12 protein-coding genes are annotated in these 12,269 nt (G+C 72.4%); 8 read left to right on the forward strand and 4 right to left on the reverse strand.

Features of this window, described 5'->3' with window-relative positions; all coding sequences use genetic code 11:
• Positions 1-50 precede the first annotated feature (50 nt).
• From IEX84_RS04350 to cruF, 4 genes are read left to right on the forward strand one after another with little or no spacing between them, the layout of a single operon-like run.
• Positions 51-1,076, forward strand: coding sequence for a phytoene/squalene synthase family protein (locus tag IEX84_RS04350; protein WP_188870210.1), 1,026 nt, complete (start codon positions 51-53; stop codon positions 1,074-1,076).
• On the forward strand, positions 1,073-2,665 hold the full coding sequence (locus tag IEX84_RS04355) for a phytoene desaturase family protein (protein ID WP_188870212.1): 1,593 nt from the start codon (positions 1,073-1,075) through the stop codon (positions 2,663-2,665). The genes IEX84_RS04350 and IEX84_RS04355 overlap by 4 nt, the downstream gene beginning before the upstream one ends.
• A complete protein-coding gene (locus tag IEX84_RS04360; protein ID WP_229732303.1) occupies positions 2,662-3,495 on the forward strand; it encodes a prenyltransferase in 834 nt (277 codons plus the stop codon). Before IEX84_RS04355 ends, IEX84_RS04360 begins: the two co-directional genes overlap by 4 nt.
• Positions 3,479-4,315 (forward strand): bisanhydrobacterioruberin hydratase, encoded by an 837-nt coding sequence (gene cruF, locus IEX84_RS04365; protein WP_188870216.1) that lies wholly within the window; start codon positions 3,479-3,481, stop codon positions 4,313-4,315. The genes IEX84_RS04360 and cruF overlap by 17 nt, the downstream gene beginning before the upstream one ends.
• Here the strand turns inward: cruF and IEX84_RS04370 are convergent, their stop codons facing one another.
• Entirely contained in the window at positions 4,316-4,771 is a 456-nt protein-coding gene (locus tag IEX84_RS04370; RefSeq protein ID WP_188870218.1) for a universal stress protein, read from the reverse strand.
• Positions 4,772-4,859: 88 nt separating this feature from the next.
• On the opposite strand from IEX84_RS04370, the gene hemE reads away from it, so the two are divergent.
• A complete protein-coding gene (gene hemE / locus IEX84_RS04375; protein ID WP_188870220.1) occupies positions 4,860-5,864 on the forward strand; it encodes a uroporphyrinogen decarboxylase in 1,005 nt (334 codons plus the stop codon).
• 16 nt (positions 5,865-5,880) lie between these two features.
• Here hemE and hemG read toward each other — a convergent pair whose 3' ends face one another.
• The 3 genes from hemG to IEX84_RS04390 form a co-directional block, all read right to left on the reverse strand.
• Complete coding sequence (gene hemG, locus IEX84_RS04380; protein ID WP_188870222.1) at positions 5,881-7,227, reverse strand: protoporphyrinogen oxidase; 1,347 nt, start codon at positions 7,225-7,227, stop codon at positions 5,881-5,883.
• A 2-nt stretch (positions 7,228-7,229) separates the two neighbouring features.
• On the reverse strand, positions 7,230-8,285 hold the full coding sequence (hemH, locus tag IEX84_RS04385; RefSeq protein ID WP_188870224.1) for a ferrochelatase: 1,056 nt from the start codon (positions 8,283-8,285) through the stop codon (positions 7,230-7,232).
• Positions 8,286-8,405: 120 nt separating this feature from the next.
• Positions 8,406-9,419, reverse strand: a complete 1,014-nt coding sequence (locus IEX84_RS04390) for a hypothetical protein (protein WP_188870226.1) — start codon at positions 9,417-9,419, stop codon at positions 8,406-8,408.
• A gap of 113 nt (positions 9,420-9,532) precedes the next feature.
• Here IEX84_RS04390 and IEX84_RS04395 point away from each other — a divergent pair, with 113 nt between their 5' ends.
• The 3 genes from IEX84_RS04395 to IEX84_RS04405 are packed head-to-tail and all read left to right on the forward strand — an operon-like array spanning position 9,533 to position 12,193.
• A complete protein-coding gene (locus IEX84_RS04395) occupies positions 9,533-10,216 on the forward strand; it encodes a LolA family protein (RefSeq protein WP_188870229.1) in 684 nt (227 codons plus the stop codon).
• On the forward strand, positions 10,213-11,115 hold the full coding sequence (locus tag IEX84_RS04400; RefSeq protein WP_188870231.1) for a S49 family peptidase: 903 nt from the start codon (positions 10,213-10,215) through the stop codon (positions 11,113-11,115). The genes IEX84_RS04395 and IEX84_RS04400 overlap by 4 nt, the downstream gene beginning before the upstream one ends.
• Positions 11,102-12,193, forward strand: a complete 1,092-nt coding sequence (locus tag IEX84_RS04405; protein WP_188870234.1) for a motility-associated ABC transporter substrate-binding family protein — start codon at positions 11,102-11,104, stop codon at positions 12,191-12,193. The genes IEX84_RS04400 and IEX84_RS04405 overlap by 14 nt, the downstream gene beginning before the upstream one ends.
• The last annotated feature ends 76 nt before the right edge of the window (positions 12,194-12,269 follow it).

The raw sequence follows: 12,269 nt of genomic DNA on the forward strand, positions 1-12,269 counted from the left end.
AGCCACCGACCGGTCGGTCACGACCGGACGCCCGTGGGTCGATTGTCACCATGATCTCCCCCGACGACGTCGCCACGAGCAAGGCGATACAGCAGCGGACCGGCAAGACCTTCGCCGCCGCGACCCGCGTCCTCCCCGAACGCGCCCGGCGCGCCACCTACGTCCTCTACGCGTTCTTCCGCGTCGCCGACGAGGTGGTCGACGACCCGCAGGGTGCCACCCCGGCCGAGCAACGCCGCGAGCTCGCCCGCCTCCGCGCGGCCGCCCTCGGCGAGACGGAGACGGACGACCCCGTCCTCGGCGCCTTTCGCGACCTCGTCGAGGCCTACGACATCGCCGACGAGGAGATCGAGACCTTCCTCAACGCCATGGAGATGGACGTCGACACCCGGCGCTACGAGACCCACGACGAACTGGAGACCTACCTCCGCGGCTCCGCCGTCGCCGTCGGCAACATGATGCTGACCGTGATGGCTGACATCGAGGGAATGGACGACGAGACGGTCGAGCGCGCCCGCCCGCACGCGAAGGCGCTCGGCGAGGCCTTCCAGCTCACGAACTTCCTGCGCGACGTCCGCGAGGACGTCCGCGACTACGGCCGCATCTACATCCCGCGCGAGACGCTCGAACGCTACGACGTCCCGGAGGCGGAGATACGCGCGTGTGCGTTCTCGGAGCGGTTCGCGGCGGCGATGCGCGCCGAACTCCGGCGCACCGAACGCCGCTACCGGGAGGGCGTCGCCGGCATCCGCTACCTCCCCGAGTCCTGCCAGTTCGGCGTGCTGTGCGCGGCGGTGCTCTACGCCGACCACCACCGCCTCATCCGCCAGCGGGGGTACGACACGCTGAGCGAGCGCCCGACCCTCTCGACGCCCCGCCGGCTCGCGCTCGTCGCGCGGACGTGGTACCACTGGAAGCGTACCGGCGACCCCGAGGCGGCGTTCTACGCCGCGAGCGTCGTCGACGCGACTAACGAGGCGGGACCGAGTCGGACGCGCCCCGGCAACGAGTCGGTGCGGACGCGCGCGCGTTCGGCCGCCTCCGCTCTCACCTCCTTCCTGGGGGTGCGCGAGTGAGCCGGTCGGTCACGGTCGTTGGGGGCGGCTTCGGCGGCCTCTCCGCGGCCTGCTACCTCGCGGACGCCGGCTGCGACGTGACGGTCGTCGAGCGAAACGACCAGCTCGGCGGGCGCGCGAGCGTCCTCGAACGCGACGGCTTCCGCTTCGACATGGGGCCGTCGTGGTACCTGATGCCCGACGTCTTCGAGCGCTTCTTCGGCTACTTCGGGCGCGAGCCCGAGGACTACTACGGCCTCACCCACCTCGACCCGCACTACCGGGTGTTCTTCAAGGACGGCGAGGGGGCGCGCGACCCGCCGAGCGAGGCCGGGAGCGGGACCGACGCGGACGCCGCGACGGACGGCGCGGGCGCGATGGCCGGCGGCCGAGCGCGAGCGATGGCTGGGAACGCGAACGCGGAGCGCGTCGACGTCGACGGCGACATCGAGCGGACGAAGGCGCTCTTCGAGTCCTACGAGGACGGTGCGGGCGAGGCCTTCGAGCGCTACCTCGCCAAATCCGAGGAGACCTACGAGGTCGGCATGGAGCACTTCGTCTACACGGACCGCCCGAACTTCCGGGACTACGTCGACTGGGACGTCGTCCGGAACGCCCGCGGCCTCGGGCTCCTCGGGACGATGCAGGAGCACGTCGCGGACTACTTCGAGCACCCGCGCCTCCAGCAGCTCGTCCAGTACACGCTCGTCTTCCTCGGCGGGTCGCCCTCGAACACGCCCGCGCTCTACAACCTCATGAGCCACGTCGACTTCAACCTCGGCGTCCACTACCCGGAGGGCGGCCTCGCGTCCGTCGTCGACGCGCTCGCCTCGCTCGGCGACGACCTGGGCGTGACGTACCGCACGGGCACGCCCGTCGCGGCGATACGCGGCGAGCGCGGCGACATGCGCGCCGAGCTCGCCAACGGCGAAATCCTCCGCTCCGACGCCGTCGTCTCCGACGCCGACTATGCCCACACCGAGCAGGAACTCCTCGACCCCGACGACCGCCAGTACGACGCCGACTACTGGGAGTCGCGCACCTACGCGCCCTCGGCGTACCTCCTCTACCTCGGCGTCGAGGGCGACCTCGACCCGCTCGCCCACCACACGCTCGTCCTCCCGGACGCGTGGGACGAGCACTTCGACGCCATCTTCGACGACCCGGCGTGGCCAGACGACCCCGCCTACTACCTCTGTGCGCCCTCGGAGACGGACGACGCCGTCGCGCCCGACGGCCACAGCGCGCTGTTCGCACTCGTCCCCATCGCGCCCGGCCTCGACGACGGCGAGGCGGTTCGCGCCGACTACCGCGACCTGCTCCTCGACGACGTCGCCGAACACACCGGCCTCGACCTCCGCGAGCGCATCGTCGTCGAGGAGGACTTCTGCGTGTCCGACTTCGCCGAGCGGTACAACGCCACCGAGGGGAGCGCGCTCGGGCTCGCGCACACGCTCCGGCAGACCGGCCCGCTGCGCCCCGACCACCGCTCGTCGGCGCTCGACGGCCTCTACTTCACCGGCGGCTTCACGCGGCCCGGCATCGGCGTCCCGATGTGCCTCATCAGCGGCGAACACGCCGCGAGGGCGGTGTGCGACGACCTCGCGTGACCCGACTCGACGTCCGGCGCGTCCTCGCGCGCTCGCGGCCGCGCTTCTGGCTCTACCTCGCCGGCCCGGCGCTCGTCGGCGTCGCCTACGCCGCCGACGGGGTCGCCGACCTCCGCTCGCTCCCCGCGCTCGCGCTCGTCGCGTACTTCCTCGTGCCCGCGAACGTCTACCTCTACGGCGTCAACGACGTCTACGACGCCGACGTCGACGCGGAGAACCCGAAGAAGGAGAACAAAGAGGTGCGCTATCGCGGGGAGCGCGGCGTCGTCGCGCTCGTCGCGCTCACGGGCGTCCTCGGCCTCGGGCTCGCCGCGTGGCTCCCGCGCGCCGCCCCGTGGATACTGGGGTTCCTCGCGCTCGGATGGGCGTACAGCGCGCCCCCGCGTCTGAAGACGAAGCCGCCGCTCGACTCGCTCTCGAACGGCCTCTACGTCCTGCCGGGCGTCGCCGCGTACGCCGCCGTCGGCGGGGCGCTCCCGCCGCTCCTCGCCGTCGCCGGCGGCTGGCTGTGGACGATGGCGATGCACACCTTCTCCGCGATTCCCGACATCGCCCCCGACCGACGCGCCGGCATCGACACGACCGCGACCGTCCTCGGCGAGCGACGCGCGCTCGCCTACTGCGGGGCGTGCTGGCTCTGCGCCGCGGGCGCGTTCGCGCTCCTCGACCTCCGCGCGGGCTTCCTCTTCGGGCTCTACCCGGTGCTCGCGCTCGCGCTCGACCTCGGGGACGTGGACCTCTCGCGGGCCTACTGGTGGTTCCCCGCCCTCAACACGGTCGTCGGGGGGGTCCTCGCCTGCGCCGGCCTGTGGGGTGTCCTGCGTGGATAGCGCGACGCTCTCCGCGCGCCTCGACGCCCTCGTCGCCGCGAACCGACCGGGTATCGCCGTCGTCGCGCCGCTGGTCGGCGCGGCGTCGCTCGTCGGCGGCTCGCTCGGCTACGTCCCGCGGTGGCTCGCGTTCAACGCCGTCCTCCTCCTCTGTGGCACCGCGATGCTCCGCCTCCCGCTCGTCGCCGCCGTCCTCCCCGAACTCGACCGGCGGGCGCTCGCCGCGCTCGGCGCGCTCTGCGGCTACACCTACCTCATCGAGTACGTCGGCGTGACGACCGGCTGGCCGTACGGCGCGTTCAGCTACGGCGTCGAGCTCGGGCCGATGGTCGCGGGCGTCCCCCTCGCGCTCCCGCTGTTCTTCCTCCCGCTCGTCTGCAACGCCTACCTCCTCACCGTGTTGTTGCTCGGCGAACGCGCCGCGAACCCCCTGCTCAGACTGCCGGCGACGGTCGCCGTCGTCCTCCTCGTCGACTGCGTGCTCGACCCCGGCGCGGTCGCGCTCGGCTTCTGGGCGTACGCGGAGGGCGGCGTCTACTACGGCGTCCCGCTCTCGAACTTCGCGGGCTGGGTGCTCTCCGGGAGCGTCGCCGTCGTCGCGCTCGACGTCGCCTTCGACCACCGCGCGCTCCGCGCGCGCCTCGACGCCTGCCCGTTCGCCCTCGACGACCTCGTGAGCTTCGTCGTCCTCTGGGGGCTCGTCAACCTCGTCTACGCGAACTGGCTGCCCGTGCTCTGCACCGCCGCGCTCGTCGCGGGACTCCTCACCACCGACCGCTTCGACCTCGCGTTCGCGCGCGGCGACGGCGTCGACGGGTAGTTACTCCGCCGCGTCCGCCTCGGTCTTCACGACTATCGCCGGCCGGTTCGCCAACCGGAGCACGCGGTCCGTGACGCTCCCGAGGAGCGCGCGGTACTCGTCCGGGCGCTGTCGCGTCCCGAGCACGAGGAGGTCGGCGTCCACCTCGTCCGCGTGGGCGACCACCGCCTCCGCGGGGTCACCGTGGCGGAGGTCCCCCGTGACGTCCACGCCCGCGGCTTCGGCCTCCCGACGCACCGCGTCGATGGCCTCCTCGCCCGCCTCTTCGAGGCCGTGCTCGGGCCCCTCGGCCTCGTCGACGTACTCGTCGCCGCTGTACGCCGTGTAGACGGATTCGTCGACGACGTAGACGACGCGCAGGGCGGCGTCGTGCGCTTGCGCGAGTTCGATGGCGTGCGAGGTGGCGTCCGCGGACGCGACGGTGCCGTCGGTCGCCAGCAGGATGGTGTCGTACATGCGGGCGGTGGGTTCGACGGGGGGATACGTAACGTTCGGGGTCGCGCGGGAACAACAGAGTTACTTGCCGCGTGGCGCTCACTCCTGTATGGAGAAGCTTCTCGTGCGGGCGGTCCGGGGGGAAGACGTCGAGCGCCCGCCCGTCTGGCTGATGCGCCAGGCGGGACGGCACATCCCCGAGTACCGCGAGATACGCGAGGAGTACAGCTTCCTGGAGGCCATCAAGACCCCGGAGGTCGCGGAGCGGATCACCCTCCTCCCCTGGGAGCACTACCGCCCGGACGGCGTCGTGATGTTCTCGGACATCCTCACCGTCCTCGAACCGCTGGGCTTCGACTACCGCATCGAGAGCGGCGTCGGCCCCGTTATCGAGGACCCCTTCACGGGCCCCGCGGACGTCCCCGAGGACTACGCGCCGATTCCGGACGAACTCGGCTACGTCGGCGACCTCCTCGGCCGCCTCGAACGCGCCGTCGGCGACGAGGCGGCGCTCATCGGCTTCGCCGGCGGGCCGTTCACCCTCGCCTCCTACATCGTCGCCGGCGGCTCCTCGCGCCACGACGAGATTCGACAGTTCCGCGCGCGCCACCCCGAGGCCTTCGCGGCGCTCCTCGACGTCATCGCGGACGCCGTCCTCGACTCCCTGCAGTACCAGGTCGAGCAGGGCGCGGACGTCGTCCAGCTCTTCGACACCTACGCGGGCGAGCTCTCGCCCGCGGACTACCGCGAGTTCCTCCAGCCGCTCCACCGCCGTATCTGCGCGGGCGTCGACGCGCCCGTCATCCTCTTCGTGCGCAACATGGCGGGCCGCCTCGACGCGCTCGCCGACGCCGACCCCGACGCCGTGAGCCTCGACTGGACGGTCGACATCGCCGACGCCCGCGAGGAACTCGGCGACGTCGCCGTGCAGGGCAACCTCGACCCGCAGTACCTCTTCGGCGACGAGGCGTTCGTCCGCGCGGAGACGGAGCGGGTCATCAAGGCCGCCGGCCCGCGCGGACACGTCCTCAACCTTGGCCACGGCGTCCACGCCGACACGCCGATGGAGAGCGTCCGGGCGTTCGTCGAGACGGCGAAGGAGTGGGAGTACTGACCGACCGAAAACGAGGTTACGCGAGGTCGTCGGCGACGCGCTCGGCCTCCCGGACCCGCCCGGGGACGCCGACGCGTGCCGTGTAGTTCGTGGCGAGCGTGAGCCCCGCAGGGAGGGCGAGGCGGTCGAGCGCCGCCCACGACTCGTCGTACGCGGGGAGGGCGCGCCGGTCGACCCAGACGTCCCGGACGTGCGCGGCGGCGTCCATCACGGCCTCGAATTCGTCGGCGGCGATGTCGCCGATGTCGTCGGGGGCCGCCTCGACGATCCGCTCGTCCTCCATCCCGCCGAGGAAGGCCGTGTACTGCCCGGTGCGCCCGAAGAGGCTGTGGTGCCACGAGACGCCGAGCGTCCGCAGCGACTCGGTGCGTCGCACCTGGTAGCCGAAGCCGTCGCGGCGCGCGTCCGAGTACATCGTCACGACGGCGAGCGGGTTGTACCGGAGTTCGGCGAGCGCGGCCGCCGAATCGGGCGCGACGCCCTCCAAGAGATCGGCGGCGGCGGGCGCGGGGACGGTGAGCACGACGTCGTCCGCGAGAATCTCCCCGTCGGGCGTCGACACCGCATAGCGCTCGCCGTCGCGCTCGATTCCGGTCGCGGGCGTGTCGAGGCGCACGCGGTCGGCGTGGCGTTCGGCGAGCGCGCGCGGGAGGCGCTGGAGGCCGCCCGCGATGGTGACCGGCGGCGGGGCCTCCCGCTCGCCGGTCGCGCGCCGGAGGAGCGGGCGGAGGAGGTTGCCGTGTTCGTCCTGCATCCGCAACAGCGCCGGGAGGGCGCGCTTCACGGGCATCCGGTCGGGGTCGGAACCGTACGTCCCGCCGTAGATGGGCTCGACGAGGTTGCGGTAGGCCGTGGTGCCGAAGGCCCGCCGAATCGCGCGCCCGACGGACTCGTCGGGACGAACGTCGCCCGTGAGCGGTTCGGCGAGGACGCGGAGTTTCGCGTGCCACGGCAGGAGGTCGGTGCGGAGGAAGGTGGAGAGGTCGAAGGGGACCTCGCGGAGCGCCCCGTCCGCGTAGACGTAGAGCGGGAGATCGTCGTCGGCGACGACGAGGTCCGCGCGGAGCCCCGCGGCCTCGACGAGCGCCTCGATTCCGTCGGTCAGCCGGATGCGGTTCGGGCCGCGTTCGGCGACGAGGCCGTCGTCGAGGGGTTTCGAGTCGATGACGCCGCCGGCCTCGTCGCCGGCTTCGAGCGTGACGCAGGGGACGCCGCGCTCGGCGAGGGCGTGCGTGAGCGCGAGGCCGGTTATCCCAGCGCCGATAACGACGACGTCGGTGTCGGTCGCGGCGTCCGACCCGCCGTCGGTCGCGGCGTCGCGCGCATCGGCGTCGCTCGCACTCGCGCCCGCGCCTGCGGGCACGGTTACTCGGACTCGGCGCGCGGCGCGTTCAGACACATCGCGCCCTCCTCGGCTGCGCACTGACACTCCCGGAGCTGGTAGTACTCGGGGTCGACGTCGGCCGCGAACGGCTCGACGAGGTCGGCGAGCAGCTCCGCGAAGCGCGGGTCGTCGTGCGGGACCGGCACCCGGTAGAGCTCCTTGCCCGCCTCCTCGACCTCCTCGCGGAGCTCGATGTCGAGTTCGGAGAGCGTCTCGGACTGCTCGTGCATGAAGCTCACCGGCTCGACGACGACGCGCTCGGCGTCGATTTCGACGGCGACGTCCTCCGTCTCGGGTTCGGTCCACGGGATGTCGCGGTTCTCGTGGTTCTGGTAGCCGACGGTGTACTCCGAAACGCCGAGGAGGTGGGCGAGCGCCGTCGTGAACTCGTCGACGTAGACGTCGTAGCGCGAGCCCTCCTCGAGGTAGTGCGTCGGCGTCCCGTGTGCGGAGAAGAGGACGGCCGTGTCGTCGTCGTCGAGGTCGAGGCCCTCGCGCTCGGCGTACGCGCGGACGTTGTCAGCGCGCAGGCGGGTGTACGCCGGGTGGCGGTGCCAGCCGGAGACCCGCTCGACGGGGACGTCCCAGTCGGCGTCCGCGACGGCGCCGTTGAGGTCCGCGAGGGCGTCGACGGTCGTCGAGGGGCCACAGAGCGGGTAGATGGGGAGCCCGACGAGGCGGTCGACGCCGTCGGCCTTCGCGGCCGCGACGGCGTCCGCGATGGTCGGCTCGGAGAACTGCGTGCCGAGGTAGCCGGTGACGTCGAAGCCACGCTCGGTGAGGACGTCGACGACGGCGTCGACCTGCGCCTTCGCCTGCGGGTTCAGCGGGGAGCCGCCGATGTCCTCGTACTCCTCGATGAGGCTGGGGGCGCGCTTCTCCGCGAGTTCGCGCGAGCGCTCGCGGGCCTGCGCCTCGGGCATGTCGCCTTCGAGGAAGCGGTTGTTGTAGAAGATGCGTTCGAGATAGGGGACGACCTCCTCGCGCGTCGGCTCGGACGGTTCGCCGAAGTTCAGGAGGATGACTCCTGTCGTCATACGCGTTCGTTGGGGTTGGGCCGGCCAAAAGGTATCGGTTGCCGAACGCCCCGTACGGCCGCCGAACCGGTCGATATATGGCGAGCGCGCCCCTCGAAGGACGGCCGCGTCCGCGGGCCGTCAGCGCTCGTCGGGGCGCTCGGCCTCGTGGAGGACGAACTCGCCCGTCGTGAGCGTCCACTCGACGATGGTGACGATGCGGAGGACGTACGCGACGAGCACGAGGAAGGGGACGACGGCGACCGTCGCGGCGGCGGCGACGGCGAGCAGGAGCAGGTCGACCCCGAGGACGCTCCCGACGAGGTCCGCGGCGTCGAGGAAGAAGACGGCGGCGAGCGCGATGCCGAGCGCGGGGACGGCGGCGGTGAGGATGACCCGGGAGAGCTTCACGAGTTCGGCCTGGAAGTAGAGCCCGCGGACGTGCTCGCGGGCCGGGCCGAGGAAGCGCAGCGCGTCGAGGACGTCGTCGACGGCGTCGCGCTGTCGGTCGGTCATCACGCTCTCGAACTCGTGGCGGATGCGGCGGGCCTCGTTCACCCGGTAGGCGTAGTCGTATTCGAGGGCGGCGCGGAGCGCGCCGAAGCGGAGGTACCGGGCGTCGAGGCGGGCGTCGACGGCGGTCGCGGCGCGGGCGTGGCCGGCGACGAAGCGCGTGACGGCGGCCTCGAACGCCGGGTCCCCGCCGGTCGCGGCCCGCCGGAGGTCGTCGGCGCGCCGGTCGGCCGTGTCGACGAGCGCGGCGATGAACGCGCCGGGTTCCGCGGGGCTCGTGTCCTCGACGAGCGTCTCGACCTCGCGGCGGAACTGGAGGGACTCGTCGAGCTGTTCGCGCTGGTCGGCGAGCGGCGCGAGCTGCTGGGAGAGGACGAGCTGGTCGATGGTGACGACGAGCGTCACGCCGGTGATGATGCCGGTGGCGAGGCCCGCGAACACCGTCTCGATGGGGTCCTTCGCGGCGACGGCGGCGCGGAAGCCACCGTCGAGCGTCCCGAGGAGGACGAGCGCGACGAAGAGCGTACACGCGAGCGCGCCCGCGAGCACCCATCGGTCGCCATCGAGCAGTATCCACCGTCGGACCGACCCGAGGGTCGTCTCCTCGCCGTGTCCGTATCGCCGGGCGGTCCGTTCGGTCACGCGTGGCAGTAGCCCCCGGGGGTAGAAAACCGCCGGGGCCGAGCGGGTGGTCGAGCGACCGACCACGACCCGACACGAACTATTATGCCAGACGCCCCGAGCCATGTAGACGGATGCCCCGCAGCACGAAACGATGTGCCCTCGCCCTCGGGCTCGTCGGCGCCCTCCTCCTCGCCGGTTGCTCGACGCTTCCCACGGGCGGCCTGGACGCCGACGCGGTCGGCGACCAGGTCCAGCATCGCTACAACACCATCGAGGAGTACAGCGCGACCGTCACGAAGACGGTCGAGACGACGGACGGGACGTCGACGCTCCGCGCGCACGTCTCGGCGGACACGGACGGCGCGACGACCGTCACGTACCGGAGCGGCCCCGACGCGGGGACGACGGTGCGATACGAGACGGCGACGCGCGCGCCCGTCCTCTCGACCGGGCGACACGACGCCGCGACCCGCGACGCGACGTACGGCGCGCTCGCGGCCTCGCTCGTCCGGACGAGTGACGTCTCGCTCGACGGGACGGCGATACTCGACGGCCACCGGACCGCGGTCGTCTCGCTCGCCCCCGCACGCGAGAACGCCGGCGCGGACGCGAACGCGACGACCGAGGGGTCGGCCGGCGTCGAGCGCCGCGTCTGGGTCGACACCGAGCGCCGGATTCCGCTGCGCGTCGAGACGACGTGGACGGCGGCGGACGGCACGAGCGTCACGGAGACGGTCAGCTACGAGAACGTGACCCTACACGAGACGGGTGACGCGACCGACGCGACGGCACGGAACACGGTGAGCGCGACGTGAGCGACGCCGACGGTTCGCGCGTCGGGCGCGTCGTCCTCGTCGGTGCGGTGATCGGGCTGCTCGTCGGCGCGGCGGTCGCACCCACCGTCTGGGACCGCGCGAGCGGCCCGGACGGGAGCGTGGCCGTCGTCGAGCTCCACTCGACGATCACGAGCGACACCGCGAGCACGGTCATCGACAACCTCCGCGAGGCGAGACAGAACGACTCCATCGAGGCCGTCGTCCTCGACATCGACAGCCCGGGCGGTGCGGCGGCGGCGAGCGAGCAGCTCTACCTCGCGGTCAAACGCACGAAGCAGGTGATGCCCGTCGTGACGAGCGTGACGGGGATGGCCGCCTCGGGCGGCTACTACACCGCGGTCGCCTCGGACGAAATCTACGTGACGCCCGCGAGCAGCGTCGGGAGCGTCGGCGTTCGGGCGACCATCCCGACCGCGGGCGTGCCGGCGGGCGAAATCGTCACCGGCCCGGATAAGGGTTCGACGGCGACGCGGACGGAGGTCCGCCAGCGCGTCGAGGCGCTCCGGCGGGCGTTCGTCGGGAGCGTGGTGGCGGAGCGAAACGACTCGCTCGCGCTGAGTGCGAGCGAACTCTCCTACGCGAAGCTCTACTCGGGCGCGCGCGGCGTCGAGTTGGGGCTCGCGGACTCCGTCGGCGGAATCGACACCGCGATACGCGCGGCGGCGAGCGACGCCGGCCTCTCGGAGTACCGCGTGGTGCGCATGGAGTCGCCGACCCCGAGCGTCCTCAGCCAACTCGGCCTGAGCGCGGACGCGGACGGGACGGCGAGCGCGAGCGCGACGTTCGGCAATCAGGGCGTCGAGACGGTCCACTACCTGATGCTCCACGGTTCGGTCGCGGCCCCGAAGACGGAGGTGGTCGCGAATGCGAGCGCCTGAACTGCGACGCGGCCTCGGCGCGTTCGTCGCCGTCCTCCTCGCCGCCGTCGTCGTGACGGCCGGGGCGGGCGTCGCCAGCGACGCGCTCGGCGGACGCGACACGACACAACCCGACGCGCCCGCGTACGACACGAGCGACCTCCTGCCGACGCCGGTGGACGACGGCGGCGCCGTCCCGGTTGCGGACGCGGGGACGCAGAAGACCGTGATCGTCGACGCCGCCCACGGGAACGCCGTCGGGCGCGCGGACATGCAACCGCTCGTGAACGCCCTGGTCGAGGGCGGCCACGAGGTGCGCTTCTACACGGGTGGGGGTTCCTCGTCGCTCATCTCGGCGTCGGGGACGTCGGCGCTGAACGAGACGCTCGACGACGCGGACGCGTTCGTCGTCGCGGACCCCGCGGCGGCGTATAGTTCGAGCGAGGCGGACGCCGTCTCGGCGTTCGCGGACGACGGCGGGCGGGTCCTCCTGCTCGGCGACACGCCGACGACGGCGACGAGCACGTCGTCGCTCCTCGGGCTCTCGACGAGCGCGACGACGGCCGGGAGCGGGCAGCCGAACGCCGTCGCCGCCCGGCACGGGCTGTCGTTCAACGCCGACTACCTCTACGACATGACGGAGAACGCGAACAACTTCCAGTACGTCTACGGGTCGCCGAGTGGCGAGAGCGGCCTCGCCGCGGGCGTCGACCGCACGGTCTTCGACGCCGCGGTAGCAGTGACACACGGCGACGCGGCGACCGCGGCCATCAGCGCCGAGAACGTCAGCCGCGAGAGCACGCGGACGACCGGGACGTACGCCGTCGCGGTGCGGAGCGGGAACGTCGCCGCGATCGGCGACACGTGGTTCCTCTCGCCGGACGGCGCGACCGTCGCGGACAACGAGGTCCTCGTCGGGAACGTCGCCGACTTCCTCGTGAGCGGGACGAAGACCGGCTCGATGGGCGGGTCGGGCGGCCCGACGGTTCGACCGGGCGCGCTCACGACCCGCGGGACGGGTGCCCTCGGCGGTTCGTCGGGCGCGTCTGACGCGTCGGGTGCGTCGAACGCGACGAACACGACGAACGCCTCGGCGTAGCGAGCGACGGGACACGACGACCGTCCCGACCCGAGCGGACGGCTCGGCCGCGGGAGGCGAAACGCTTGTGTCGCCC

Source organism: Halarchaeum rubridurum (assembly GCF_014647115.1).
GTDB lineage: Archaea > Halobacteriota > Halobacteria > Halobacteriales > Halobacteriaceae > Halarchaeum > Halarchaeum rubridurum.